Raw genomic sequence first — 13,015 nt, 5'->3', positions numbered from 1 at the left:
AGCTCGTACCTCGCTACGGCACTCGGGGATCGGGATGGCGCGATCAAACTTGCCGTTCGCCCCTCTCCGCTCATCGAGTACCGACGCGAGCGCAGCGAGTCGTCGGTGTAACGAGATGGGGTGACCCGAACTCGGAACCGAAAACCTCGCTCCCCCAAGATGTTCCGCCCCGGCCCGGGTACATCGTCTCACCAAACCCCTCGTTACACCGAAGCTCGTACCTCGCTTCGGCACTCGGGGAGCGAGGTGGCGACGCTTCGTACCTCGCTTCGGCACTCGGGGAGCGGGGGTGGCGCCGCCCGTACCTCGCTTCGGCACTCGGGGATCGCGGGATGGCCACGCGGACCGGCTCGGGTCAGTGCAGCGACGGAATTATCGACGCCAGCTCGCGCCACTGGGCGAGGGGCAGTGTGTGCAGGTCGGGGGTGTGGACCTGCACACAGACGTGGTCGGCGCCGGCGTCGAGATGGTCTTGCACGCGTGCGGCGATCTGATCCAGCGACCCCCAGGCGACGATCGCATCTACCAGCCGGTCGCTGCCATCGCCGCTTAGGTCAGCGTCGCTCCAGCCGAGACGGCGCAGGTTGTTGGTGTAGTTGGGCAGGGCGAGGTAGCGGCGCATGAACGCGCGGGCGCTCGCGCGCGCCGACGTCGGGTCGGTGTCGAAGACGACCGTCTGTGCCGGCGCGAGAAACGCATCCGGGCCGAGCGTGGCGCGGGCCGACTCGGTGTGCTCGACGGGCACGAAGTAGGTGTGCGCACCCGCACCGCGCTGCGCGGCCAGACTCAGCATCCGCGGGCCGAGTGCGGCGAGCACGCGGCGCGGCGCGCCAGCCGGTGCACCCCAGTAGGCGCTGGCGTCCATCGCGTCGAGATAGTCGACCATGGCACTGTACGGTTTGCCGCTGTACGTTCCGCGATGGTTCTGCTCGACGAGCGGCTGGTGACTCACCCCGAGGCCGAGCAGGAAACGGCCGTCGAACGCCTCACTCAGTGTCTGCCACCCGGCGTTCATCGTCATCGCCGTCCGCGCGTGCATATTCGCGACGCCGGTGGCCACGACCATCCGACTGGTTGCCGACAACAGCAGCGCGGCGTTCGCAAACGGTTCGCGCGCAACGGCTTCGGGCAGCCACAGCGCCCCGAACCCGAGACTCTCCAGCTGTGCGGCAGCGTCGCGAGCGAGCGCCATGGGCGCGACGTCGAGCTGGAACGACCAGACGCCGAGCGGCGCCGGGAGTCTGGTCGTTCCCGCGTGATCTGTCACGGCAGCAGCCACTCCGCGTTGGTGCGGAAGAACTTGGCGGTGACGTCGTCGCCGAGCGGCTCGACCTTTGCGAGCATGTTGTTCAGCGAATCCTTGGTGCCCTCGACGTGCGGGTAGTCGGTGGAGTAACAGAACACGTCGGTGAGGTTCGGGTCGTCGAGGATGTACCTGTCGACCGGCTCGAAGTTGAACGGCGACACCCGCACGTTGCGGGCCATGAACTCCGACGGCTTGAGCGAGAACTTCGCGGCGGCGGCTCCGGGGAACACGTCGAGGTACATGTCCATCCGTCGCGCCGCATTGCCGACCCAGTGTGCGCCGACTTCGAGCAGCCCCAGTCGTAGCCGGGGGAAGCGCTCGAAGACGCCGCCGAGCACCATCGTGGACAGGTAGTTGTCCACCGCCATGTGCACCGTGGCAAACATGTGAATGGTCGTGTTCGGAATCTCCGGGGACTGGAACAGATCCAGGAAGGTCTCGGCGAACGACCATCGGGGGTCGAGGAAAGCGAACTCGGTGCCGATGTGCAGCGTGACGGCGACGTCGGCCTCTTCCAGCAGTCGCCAGAACGGATCCATCGACGAATGCGCCGGCGACACACCGCCGGGCGGCTGGTCGGCCTGCAGGTAGACCGCGCGGACACCGGCATCGACGAGCCTTTTCGCCGTCGCCATCATCTCGTCGAGGCTGTCACTGGTGGGCACGATGCCGACCATCCGGATCCGCCCGTCACCCTGCACCGGGGCACCGATGACCCAGTCGTTGTACGCGCTCAGGAAACTGGTGCGAAAGTCCCATCGCGACATGCCTTCGAACATGGAGACGTCGCCACCGAAGCGCTGTTCGAATGCCATGTCGTTCATCCCTCCGACCATCATCGCGGCGATCGCGGTGGTCGGGAATACGAGCTGGTTCTCGATGCCCATCACGTCGAGCACCTCGACGCGTCGGTCGAGATCGATGGCGCTGGGGGCCGACGGTCCCTTCACCTTCCAAATATCCTCTGGATCAACCTCTTTCACGTCCCCGACGATGGCCGGCTGATGCATGTTGGTGGCCGTCGGATCCGGTCGCAGTTCGTCGGCGACCTCGAATATCCGGCCCATGATCCGGCCGGGTTTGCCCAGGACGTCGCCGAGCAGGTGCCCGGGAATCATCTCGTGGCTGTCAACGTCGTTCGCAAGTAGATTCACGTCATTTCTCCAGTGTCGTATTTTCGGTGAGATCAGGCGCCGACTGCTGCTTCGAGATCCAGCGGCAACAGATGCCCGACGAAATCGTCATTGGCGCGCCAGTCGTATTCCGGCACCTCGCAATAGATTTCGATCGCATTGCCATCCGGGTCATATACATACAGGCTGTGCGTCATTCCGTGATCGAAAGTCGCCTCGATGGTGACGCCCTGCGCCTTGAGATGCTCATACGTCTCCAAGAGTGCCGCTTCACTGTCGACGACCAGCGCGAAATGCAGCAGGCCCACCGACCCCTCACTCGGCGATTCAGCATTCTCGTCGACTTTGAACACGCCGATATCGTGGTGATAGTCGCCGAACCGGAAGAAGATCGCGATCGGCGATTCCGACGAGATCGTCATACCCAGGATTCCGCCGTAGAATCGCTTCGCCTCCTCCAAGTCGCGCATTTTCACGACCACGTGGCCAACTCGTTGAATTCCCATCTCTGCCTCCGCTTTCATCGAGCCCGCCGACTTCGAGTAGCTGATCGCGCCAGGGCCGGGGGTTCTGTGTCCGCGAGCCGCACGTCGGGGGCGATAGATTGATCTATCTAGCCCAGACTAAGCATGTGGCCCCCGTCACGTCAACCCTTGGGCTCCGACACTTCGGTTCGCCTCTGCTCTGTGCCCGAATTGCATCGAAATCTCCTATGGCACATAGTATTTCTACAAGACCGCCGCGCTAGGGACGCCGCCGCCGGTCGACGGGAGCGCAGTCGCTGTCCCCAGTCAAGCGTGAGCACGATCACTCCTGCAGCCGACAAACCGGCGCAGCCCGGCGCGAACCACCGACAATCGGCGGTCGCGCCGCCGCGGGCCCGTCCCGCACCATGGGTTGACACCATGATTTCGCAATCGTATCTTCTTTCTAGATTGTTCTATCTAGAGTGGATTCGACCACCAGTCCCCTACGTTCCGACGTGAACGATCAATAATTGCAGCCTTCAACAAAATCGTTGCGGCACTCATTGCCGTACTAGCACAATCTACTTTCCGCGACCGGGCGACGCTTGCCGAGACACACTCGGTCAGTTCACTTCCGCCATATCAGCAATAGTCAAAATCGCGATACAGCACAGCCCACCAGCAAGTCAGAAGGAACGGTCATGACCGAACTCAGTAAGAAGGAAATGGAAGAGATCTTGCTCGTGCACGAGATCGCCGAGCTGGAAATGGACGTGGAGGCCACACTGGCGACACTCGCGCCCAACCCGCATTACGAACTCGCCTCGCTCGGCCTGGCCATCGACGGCATCGACGCCGTTCGAGAAACATATCGCCGCATTCTGCCGAACCAGAGCCGCGACGTCGCCGCTGAGAAGCGAGTGCACGCGGTCGCCAGCAACACACTCCTGCGGGAGGCACACATGTCGTTCAACAACCTCGACGGTGAGCGGGTCAACGGCCTGTACCTGGTGGTGATGGCGTTCGATCCCGCCCTCAAACTCATCTCCGGGGAGCGGATGTACATGGACCCGAACTTCGGCAAGATGATGTCCGAACAGCTCGGCCCCGACTTCGAGAGCCTGCCCGGCGTCTCCCGAATCGACGCGAGCGCGCCGACCATCGCCAAGCACGACGCCTACAAATATGCCGAGGCGGCGGGCAAGACCATCGATCCGACCCGTGCCGCCAGCTGACGGCGGAACCGCGGTGATCACCGACGCCGCCACCGAGGTGGCCGCGGCCGCGCGCGCTCTCGTGCGCAGCCATGATCCCCACGCGGTCTCCGCAGACGAGTTCCTCGAAGCCGCCTTCGACGCCGGCCTCACCTGGGTCCACTTTCCGGCCGGCCTCGGCGGCCGGGGCATCGCCCGGGGCCTGCAGCCGGTCGTCGACGCGATCTTCGCCGAAGCCGGCGCGCCTTCACTGGTGTCGCTCAATCCCATCGGGACCGGCATGGCCGCGCCGACGCTGTGCGAACACGCGCAGTCCGACGAACAGAAGCGTCGGTGGCTGCATCCGCTCGCCACCGCACAGGACATCTGGTGCCAGTTGTTCTCCGAGCCGGGCGCCGGCTCCGACCTCGCCGGGCTCGCCACATCGGCGGTGCGCGACGGTGACGAATGGGTGGTGAACGGGCAGAAGGTGTGGACCACCCTGGCACACTGCGCGCGCTGGGCCCTGCTGCTGGCGCGCACCGACCCCGACGCGCCGAAACACAAGGGGCTCACGTACTTCGTCGTCGACATGCATGCGTCCGGTGTGCAGACGCGGCCGCTCCGGCAGATGACCGGCCAGGCCGAGTTCAACGAGGTCTTCCTCAGCGACGTCCGTATCCCCGACGCGCACCGGCTCGGTGCCGTCGGCGCGGGCTGGCGTGTCGCGATGACGACGTTGATGAACGAACGTAGCTCGATCGGCGCGAGCGGCTCGCGGCGTGGTGACGGCACGATCTCCGACGCCGTCGCACTATGGGCGCAGCGGCCGGATCGTCGCAGCCCAGTCCGTCGTGACCGACTGACTCAACTCTGGCTGCGGTCGGAGGCACAGCGGCTCACCGCTCAACGTGCGCACGCAACCGCGACCGCGCAGGGACCCGGTCCGGAAGGATCCATCGGCAAGCTCGTCGGTGCCGAACTGAATCAGCGGGTCTACGAGTTCTGTCTCGACCTCCTGGGCCCCGACGGCACGCTCTACGACGACTACACGATGCGCCACATCGGCCCGGCCGACTCGAATACGGGCGCCACCGTGCAGGAAAGGTTCCTCCGCTCCCGCGCCAACACCATCGAGGGCGGCACCTCCGAGGTGCTCCGCAACATTCTCGGCGAACGGGTGCTGGGTCTGCCCGGCGACCCGCGCGTCGATTCCGGACCGTGGCGAGAGGTGCCCCGTGGCTGAGATATCAATGGACAGTGGACAATTCGCGTTCACCCCGGAACACCACGACCTGCGGGCGGCAGTCCGACGCTTCTGCACCGAACATTGCGACGAGGCAACCGTTCGCCTGCTGATGGAATCGACACCCGCCTTCTCCGCCGAGGCCTGGGAGCGATTGGGTTCTGAACTCGGCGTGCTCGGACTCGGCGTACCCGAGGAACTCGGCGGCTCCGGCGGAGACCTCGTCGACGCCGCGATCGTCGTGGAGGAGTTGGGCGCCGCACTGTTCTGCGGACCCGTCGTCGGCACGGTCATGACGTCGATCCCGGCGCTCGTCGCAGCTCCCGACTCGCCGGCGCGGACAGCGACCCTCGCCCCGCTGGTAGCCGGGACGCGTACCGCTGCCTTCGCCGTGCCGGTCATCGTCGACGGGATCGCCGTCGACGCGGTGAACGTCCGTGCGACGCGAACCGGCGACACGTGGACCGTGACCGGCAGCGTCGCGCAAGTCATCGACGGTGGTGCGGCAGATGATCTGCTCGTCGCAGCCGACGGCCCCGACGGTGTCGCGCTGTTCGTCGTCGACGCAGCGGCGCCCGGCGTCGAGCGTGTGTCGCTCAAGACGATGGACCAGACTCGGCCACAGGCTTCGGTCCGCTTCGCCGAGGCGCCGGCGAGCCTGCTTGCCGGGCCAGACGTCGCTGCTCGCGTCGTTCGAGATGCCGTGCACGCCGGGTCGGTGCTGTTGGCTGCCGAACAGGCCGGCGGCGCCCAGTACCTGCTGGACCGCAGCGTCGACTACGCAAAGACCCGTCTGCAGTTCGGGCGCCCGATCGGCTCCTTCCAGGCGGTCAAGCATCGGCTCGCCGACATGCTCGTCGAACTGGAGCACGCTCGTTCCGCGGCGTACTACGGCGCGTGGGCGCTGCGTGACGGTGTCGAGGATCCCGCTCTCGCGGCGTCGACCGCCCAGGCGGTGTGTTCGTCGGCGTTCACCGGTATCGCGGCCGACACCGTCCAGGTACACGGCGGGATCGGGTTCACCTGGGAGCACCCGACACATCTGTACTTCAAACGTGCGTTCAGCGACGCGGTGCTGCTGGGCAGCGCCGAGGAGCATCGCGAGCGAATCGCACAGTTGGTTCTCGACTCCGCACCCAGCGGCGTCGGACTGCCCGTCGCGGCCGGCTGAACGTCGGCGCCCCACCACCCGAGATCAACGAGGAAGTCCGTCCAATGATCACGTTCGATCCGATGACCGCCGACCCCGGCCCGCTTCGCCAGGCATTCGGCTGCTTTCCCAGCGGTGTGACCACCGTGTGCGCTCTCGTCGACGGGCAACCGGTCGGGATGGCTGCGAGCTCGTTCACCTCGGTGTCGGTCGCTCCCCCACTGGTGTCGGTGTGCTTTCAGCGCTCGTCGACGACGTGGCCGAGGCTGCGCGACAAGCCCCGATTGGGTATCAGTGTCCTGGCCGAGGGGCACGACGACATCTGTATGAGCTTGTCGCGCAAGAAGATCGACCGGTTCTCCGGTATCTCGTGGGATCGGGCGGCGCACGGCGGCGTGTTCGTCCAGGGCGCCACCGCGTGGCTGGAGTGTTCGCTGTACACCGAGGTTCCCGCGGGCGACCACACCATCGCGCTACTGGAGATCCACGGCATGCGAGTCGAAGCCCAGACCGCACCACTTGTGTTCCACGGCAGCCGATTTCGCCGACTCGCAACGGCATGATCGGCGTCGAACAGCAGTAAACCGTCGGCCGGGCGCGTAAGCCCGGCCACCCCGCAATGAAAGAGGAAAGAAATGTCCGAGTTCACCCAACAACAGATGGAAGATCTTCTCGCACTTCACGAGAAGGCCGAATTCGAAATGGATCTCGAGGCGACGATGGCGACGCTGGTCGACAATCCCGTCTACGAACTCCCGTCGATCGGGTGGCACATCGAGGGCCGCGATGCGGTCCTGGAGACCTACCGCCGCATGCTGCCGGGCAGCGAGGTCCGAAATGTGTGGGCCGACAGGCGAGTTCACGCGATCTCCGAGAACGAACTGTGCCGCGAGGCCTACGTGTACTTCGATACTCCGGAGGGTCGGACCACCGGCCAGTACTTCGCGGTGATGGCCTTCGAGGGCGACAAGATCCTCGGTGAGCGGATGTACATGGACACCTCTTTCGCCAAGGCGATGACCGACATCCTCGGCCCCGATTTCGGCGACATCCCCGGAGTGTCCCGCTTGGCGGACACCGTTCCCACACCCGTGCCCCGCCTCGATCGCGCAGCCGAGCACGCCGCCAACGCGAACCACTGACCTCGAGTTCAACGATCCCTCGTCGCGCGCGGCGGGGGATTGTTTCGTTTGCTCGTCGCGGGTGTGGCGGTGGCGGGGGCGGTTGCGCGGGCAGTTGCACCGATTCCGCCGCGTCGGTTGCGAGGAGTGAGCCGGGTGTTGCGACGGCATTGGTGTGTCTGATCGGGGCGGTCGTCCGCCGGGAAGTGTCGAGCGGCGCTGAGATGTTCCCCGCTCGGGGGCAATACGGCGAAGTCTTGGAAGTATCAGCGCTTATGCGACCTGGCGGCCTCGGTTGATCGGTTCGTTGTTGCTGGTGGGTCTGCTGGGATTCCGACCGGAGTCGTCAACCGAAAATCTCACGCTCAACACCGGTTTTCCGGTGTTGAGCGTGAGATTTGGTGTTGAGGCTGCGTGGCTTGTCTGGCAATGCATGTGGTCGCGTTGGGTCGTTCGTCTCACGAACCCCTCGTTACACCGAAACTCGCGAGCTCGTTTCGGCACTCGGGGAGCGGGGGTTGCGGGCAGCCATTTCACCGCGAGCTCGTTTCGGCACTCGGCGAGCGGGGGTTGCGGGCAGCCATTTCACCGCGAGCTCGTTTCGGCACTCGGCGAGCGGGGGATGCGGGCAGCCATTTCACCGCGAACTCGTTTCGGCACTCGGCGAGCGGGGGATGCGGGCAGTCATTTCACCGCCAGCTCGTTTCGGCACTCGGCTCGGGGAGCAGGAGTACTACTCGCTCGACGCACTGCCTCACGGTTCGAGCGCTTGGCGAACGAAGCGGTCCCTCGTCGCACTCGCCGCCTGGCTGATCGCGGCCTGCGGATTCTGCAGATCGAAGCCGTGGACTCCGCCGCCCCACATGTGCAGGTCGACCGACACTCCTGCTTGGGACAATCGCATCGCGTAGTCGACTACTTCGTCACGGAACGTCTCCACCGATCCGACCTCCAGGTATGTCCTGGGCAGCCCGCTGAGGTCATCGGCGCGGGCGGGCGCGGCGTAGGCGGAGACGTCGGCGCCGCCGCGATGCTCGCCGAGCAGCGCGGTCCACCCGAATGCGTTCTCGTCTCGGTCCCACACCCCTTCGTCGACGAGCATCTGTGAACTCGGCGTCGTGAGCCGGTCGTCGAGCATCGGAGCGAGCAGAATCTGGTGGGTCAGCGCGGGCCCGCGTCGATCACGTGCGAGGAGCGCGACAGCTGCCGCGAGCCCGCCGCCCGCGCTGGTGCCCGCGATCATCACACGATCGGGATCGACGCCGTAGGTTTCGCAATTCTCGAACAACCACAGCAGGCCCGCGTAGCAGTCTTCGATCGGCGCGGGATGCGGGTGTTCGGGGGCCAGGCGGTAGTCGACGGAGGTGACGACCGCACCGACCTCGTGTACATAGGGCACGAACACGTCCAACGCGGTTTCGGGAGTTCCGGCCACCATTCCGCCGCCGTGGATGTGGTAGATCGCCGGCCACGGCCCGCTGCCGGTGGTCGGTCGCAGCACGACCATGCCGACGTCGGGCGCCCCGTTCAACCCCGGCACCGTCCGACGCTCGACGTCGACTAAGCCACCCGCGGTGAGGTCGGGCTTGGATATGCCGGGAATTCCGTCGGCGACCACCGTGCGGACCTTCGCGAGATTCGCCTGGTCGGTGCGGGGCACGATCTGGCGGATCTGCGGCAGTACCGGCGCGATCTCCGCATCGATCGGCGGGCAGATGGTGCGTTGTGGGGTCATCGAATCAGCCTTCCAGTGCGGGTCATGGTGTCAGCACAAGTCTGGTCCTCGGCGGTCCGCACCGAGACCCGCCAACACGACTCTTCCATCAGCGACGACCCGCCAATTGTCGGCCGCCAATCGAACCCACTAGATCGATCTGTACATGCTCGTCGCGCCGGGATAGCATCCAGTCATGCTCCTCATCGACGACGCCGACTCCGTCCGCACCCTCACACTCAATCGCCCGGAATCACGAAATGCCCTGTCCCCCAGCCTGATAGCAGAGATTCGTGCGCAGATATCGGCGGCCGACGCCGATCCCGAGGTCGCCGTCGTCATCTTGACCGGAACGGATCCCGCGTTCTGCGCCGGCGTCGACCTGCGCGTCATCGGTGCAGAAGGCGGGTGGGCGAACATGGGCACCGAGGCCGACGACGTCGAGACAGGGCACCCCTGGACGCCCATCGGCAAGCCGATCATCGGAGCGATCAACGGCGCTGCGGTGACCGGCGGTCTGGAGCTCGCCCTCGGCTGCGACCTGCTGATCGCCTCCGAGCGGGCCCGGTTCGCCGACACACACGCACGCGTCGGACTGATGCCGCTGTGGGGCTTGACCGCGCGATTGCCCGAGGCCGTCGGATTCGGATTCGCGCGCCGAATGAGCTTGTCCGGCAACTTCATCGACGCGGCAACCGCACTCGCGCACGGACTTGTCACCGAGGTGGTGGCACACGACGACCTGATACCGGCCGCTCGACGCCTCGCCCTCGACATCGCGTCGAACAATCGCGACGCGGTGCAGTCACTGCTCGGCTCGTATCGGCGCGTACAGAATCAGGTGCTGACCCCACAGGTCGAGATCGAAGCGGCGACGGCCGCCACCTGGTTGAGCCGCGACGTCGGGGCGATCGACGCACAGTCGGTGATCGAACGCGGACGGGCTCAGATGGGCTGATCCGTGCACGTTACCTCCGAGAGGGCGACAGGCGCGTGCGCTGTGTCGTCGAGCCGGACTTATCGGATGAGCACCCTCGACAAACACCACGTCAGAAGTCAAACGGCGGCGCGCTGATACACACCGCACGCTTGGCGGCCACGTCACCCAACGCTGGGATACGGAGACGGTCCGAGCAGCGGGTCATCCACTGCCGCAACCGCTCTGAACATCTCTGCCGACACCTGACGGCTGACCGGCTCGGACCCCTTCGGCCAGCGGCTCGCTCGGTACTGTGCGCCGACGCTCCTCCGACTCGGAGGGGGCGAAGGCCGAGGCCGACTCGCCCGCAAGAGCTGAGTCAGGACCGCACTCATGACTTTGTGCCATGCCGGTCAACATCGTGGAGTGTCGCGTCTGATTTCCGGTATCGGTGCTGGGGCGGTCGCAGGGGTGAATCGATTCGTTGTCACTGCTGGGGCGGATGAGGGTTGTGTGGCTGCCGCAGTCGAGGTGTCAGGTGAGTATTCGGCGTGGGCGTCGGTGCCAGTCGTAAAGACCCTGGAACCGGGGTGATGGAGGCCTCGGCGGCCCGGCTTGCGTCGGACACTGCTGTCGTGATGCTGCTGGGCAGCGCAGCAGTTCTTCGTGCGCTAATCGTTCGCACTGCGGTAGCCAATGTTCGCACTGCGGCAACCGGATTCGCGCCACGGTGACTTCTTCCCGCGGCGGTGGCTACGTCCGCGGGAACGAGTCGCCGCCGCGGCAGCTCGACTACCGCAGCGCGAACGCGGCCGTCGCGCGAACCAGACGCGAGTCGACACCCCGGTAGCCGGGGGCCGAACGATTCGTTGATACCACTGGTGCGCAAGAGACGCGCGTTCCATCTGAACTGCGGCAACACTGGCAACGGTACCTCCGATACGCAACCACGGCCCCGGTCGAACACCCGCCGGGCATCTCCGACCGTTCAGCCGCGACAATCCACTGGCGTGCCGCGGCTAATGGTATTGATAGCTTGCGCACCCTGCTTCGCCGCACCCCGCTGGTTGAGCGAGGCGAAGCCGAGTCGAAACCACTGTGACGCTGCAGGTTTCGTCATTGCCCGGCTGGCGGGGTTTCGACTCGCTCCGCTCGCTCAACCGGCAGAGGAACGCAACGTCATACAACTCTTTTAGTGCGACACTCCCCAGTCGGCATCGGAGCACCCGATCTTCGGCCGTTGGCGCATCGTCGATATGAGCTTGTGGGACGTCGACTCCATCGACTTGGTCGGCCCAGGGCTGATTGAGTTCGCTGACGGCGGGGATGGCAACTCAAGTTCATCGCTGTCGAAGCTCAGATAGCCCGTCAACCGTCCGACGCGCCCGGGCGCGACGTCGAGTTCACATTCGCGGGCTTCGACGAAGGTGACGAGGTCAGTGGCCGTGGATGGGCGACGCTCACCGAGGAGTGGATCGTGGCGGGCCACATCTATTTTCACCAGGCGACGATTCGACGTTTCGGGCCGAGCCGTTCCCGGTTCTCGGTGACTTGTCACACCCCCGCCGTACCCTCGGCCCATGAGCGAGTACCAATACTACGAATTCCTCGCGATCGACCGCCCACTGACGGCCGACGAGATCGCCGCCGTGCGCTCGACGTCGACGCGAGCGTCTATCAGTTCGACGAGCTTCGTCAACGAGTACGAATGGGGCTCCTACCACGGCGACCCGAACGTGTTGATGGAGCGGTTCTATGACGCCCATCTCTACTTGGCGAATTGGGGCACAAGACGTTTCATGCTGCGGCTGCCACTAGCACTGCTCGACGCCGACGTAGAGCTGTACTGCAATGACGAGACGGTATTCACCCGCACGAAAGGCGATTCGATCGTCCTCGACTTCTGCTCCGAGGACGATGAGGGCTACGACGACTTCGTGGATACACGCGGAATACTGTCATCGTTGATCGGCACGCGAGCCGAGTTGGCGGCAGGCGATCTACGGCCGCTCTACATCGCATGGCTGGCTGGGCTGGGTCCGTGGATCGACGACCTCGACGATAGCGGGCTGACGGCGCCTCCCGTGCCGCCCGGGCTCAAATCACTGACAGCCAGCCAAGAGGCGCTCGCGGACTTCCTCCGCGTCGATCCGGCGGTGCTCGCTGCTGCCGAGTCGGAGTCGGCGCCGCTGACGAAGGTCGGCGACGATCCCGATGACCTCGGCGAGTGGATTGCGACCCTTCCCGCGATCGACAAGGACCGGTTGCTCTTCCGCGTACTCACCGGTGAGGGCGGAGCTGTGCGCACCGAGATGCTCGGGCAGTTTCGCAAACTCAACACAGCCACGGAGGCGGGCAATGCCGTGTCAGTGCACGAACTCACAGGTCGGGCGGCCGAGATCCGCTCCGCCGCCGAGCGGAAACAAGCAGCTGAAGACGCGGCCCGCGAGGAGGAGCGACGGAAGAAACAACGACTCGCAGTCGAAGCACGTCTGCGTCGGGTCGCCGCGGACGAACCCGTCGCCTGGCAACGCGTCAACGAACATATCGCGCTTACCAAGGTCGCTGAGTACGACGCCGCGGTCAGCCTGCTGCTCGACCTACGAATGATTGCCCAGCGGGAGAATCGGCTCGATACGTTCAGACCGCTGGTAATTGACCTGCGAACCGCGAACCGACGGAAGCCCAGTCTCATCGAACGGCTGGACAAAGCCGGGCTGTGACGGATTGGCACTGTGAATGATGGGTCACTGATCACCGCTTGAC

The 13,015-nt window shown here is 65.3% G+C and carries 11 protein-coding genes; 7 read left to right on the top strand and 4 right to left on the bottom strand.

Features of this window, described 5'->3' with window-relative positions; translation table 11 throughout:
- Positions 1-355 precede the first annotated feature (355 nt).
- The 3 genes from HH308_RS29935 to HH308_RS20130 are packed head-to-tail and all read right to left on the bottom strand — an operon-like array spanning position 356 to position 2,945.
- Positions 356-1,267, bottom strand: a complete 912-nt coding sequence (locus tag HH308_RS29935) for an LLM class F420-dependent oxidoreductase (RefSeq protein WP_312870742.1) — start codon at positions 1,265-1,267, stop codon at positions 356-358.
- Positions 1,264-2,460, bottom strand: a complete 1,197-nt coding sequence (locus HH308_RS29930) for an amidohydrolase family protein (protein WP_312870741.1) — start codon at positions 2,458-2,460, stop codon at positions 1,264-1,266. Before HH308_RS29930 ends, HH308_RS29935 begins: the two co-directional genes overlap by 4 nt.
- 32 nt (positions 2,461-2,492) lie before the next feature.
- Positions 2,493-2,945 (bottom strand): VOC family protein, encoded by a 453-nt coding sequence (locus HH308_RS20130; protein WP_170196035.1) that lies wholly within the window; start codon positions 2,943-2,945, stop codon positions 2,493-2,495.
- Positions 2,946-3,607: 662 nt separating this feature from the next.
- On the opposite strand from HH308_RS20130, the gene HH308_RS20125 reads away from it, so the two are divergent.
- The 5 genes from HH308_RS20125 to HH308_RS20105 all read left to right on the top strand — a co-directional run bounded on the left by HH308_RS20125 (position 3,608) and on the right by HH308_RS20105 (position 7,637).
- A complete protein-coding gene (locus HH308_RS20125; protein WP_170196034.1) occupies positions 3,608-4,141 on the top strand; it encodes a hypothetical protein in 534 nt (177 codons plus the stop codon).
- Complete coding sequence (locus HH308_RS20120; protein WP_376767241.1) at positions 4,128-5,345, top strand: acyl-CoA dehydrogenase family protein; 1,218 nt, start codon at positions 4,128-4,130, stop codon at positions 5,343-5,345. Before HH308_RS20125 ends, HH308_RS20120 begins: the two co-directional genes overlap by 14 nt.
- 7 nt (positions 5,346-5,352) lie before the next feature.
- Positions 5,353-6,516, top strand: coding sequence for an acyl-CoA dehydrogenase family protein (locus HH308_RS20115; protein WP_170196092.1), 1,164 nt, complete (start codon positions 5,353-5,355; stop codon positions 6,514-6,516).
- Positions 6,517-6,560: 44 nt separating this feature from the next.
- Positions 6,561-7,058: a flavin reductase family protein gene (locus HH308_RS20110; RefSeq protein WP_170196032.1), complete on the top strand. Its 498-nt coding sequence runs from the start codon at positions 6,561-6,563 to the stop codon at positions 7,056-7,058.
- 72 nt (positions 7,059-7,130) lie between these two features.
- A complete protein-coding gene (locus HH308_RS20105; RefSeq protein ID WP_170196031.1) occupies positions 7,131-7,637 on the top strand; it encodes a nuclear transport factor 2-like protein in 507 nt (168 codons plus the stop codon).
- Between the two features lie 733 nt (positions 7,638-8,370).
- On the opposite strand, the gene HH308_RS20100 is transcribed toward HH308_RS20105, so the two are convergent.
- Complete coding sequence (locus HH308_RS20100) at positions 8,371-9,351, bottom strand: alpha/beta hydrolase (protein WP_170196030.1); 981 nt, start codon at positions 9,349-9,351, stop codon at positions 8,371-8,373.
- Positions 9,352-9,526: 175 nt separating this feature from the next.
- Here HH308_RS20100 and HH308_RS20095 point away from each other — a divergent pair, with 175 nt between their 5' ends.
- Both HH308_RS20095 and HH308_RS20090 read left to right on the top strand, forming a co-directional pair.
- Positions 9,527-10,288, top strand: coding sequence for an enoyl-CoA hydratase (locus tag HH308_RS20095; protein WP_170196029.1), 762 nt, complete (start codon positions 9,527-9,529; stop codon positions 10,286-10,288).
- A 1,541-nt stretch (positions 10,289-11,829) separates the two neighbouring features.
- A complete protein-coding gene (locus tag HH308_RS20090; protein ID WP_170196028.1) occupies positions 11,830-12,972 on the top strand; it encodes a hypothetical protein in 1,143 nt (380 codons plus the stop codon).
- The last annotated feature ends 43 nt before the right edge of the window (positions 12,973-13,015 follow it).

The sequence above is a fragment of the Gordonia asplenii genome, assembly GCF_012933505.1.
GTDB lineage: Bacteria > Actinomycetota > Actinomycetes > Mycobacteriales > Mycobacteriaceae > Gordonia > Gordonia asplenii.
Note: the sequence above shows the minus strand (reverse complement) of the source record. Positions and strands in the feature narration are given on the sequence as shown.

What these genes read in the sequence shown, in the direction of transcription:
- HH308_RS20110 (WP_170196032.1), top strand. Translation starts at nt 6,561, where the DNA reads ATGATCACGTTCGATCCGATGACCGCCGACCCCGGCCCGCTTCGCCAG.
- HH308_RS20130 (WP_170196035.1), bottom strand. Translation starts at nt 2,945, where the DNA reads ATGGGAATTCAACGAGTTGGCCACGTGGTCGTGAAAATGCGCGACTTG.
- HH308_RS20115 (WP_170196092.1), top strand. Translation starts at nt 5,353, where the DNA reads ATGGACAGTGGACAATTCGCGTTCACCCCGGAACACCACGACCTGCGG.
- HH308_RS20095 (WP_170196029.1), top strand. Translation starts at nt 9,527, where the DNA reads ATGCTCCTCATCGACGACGCCGACTCCGTCCGCACCCTCACACTCAAT.
- HH308_RS20105 (WP_170196031.1), top strand. Translation starts at nt 7,131, where the DNA reads ATGTCCGAGTTCACCCAACAACAGATGGAAGATCTTCTCGCACTTCAC.
- HH308_RS20100 (WP_170196030.1), bottom strand. Translation starts at nt 9,351, where the DNA reads ATGACCCCACAACGCACCATCTGCCCGCCGATCGATGCGGAGATCGCG.
- HH308_RS20090 (WP_170196028.1), top strand. Translation starts at nt 11,830, where the DNA reads ATGAGCGAGTACCAATACTACGAATTCCTCGCGATCGACCGCCCACTG.
- HH308_RS20125 (WP_170196034.1), top strand. Translation starts at nt 3,608, where the DNA reads ATGACCGAACTCAGTAAGAAGGAAATGGAAGAGATCTTGCTCGTGCAC.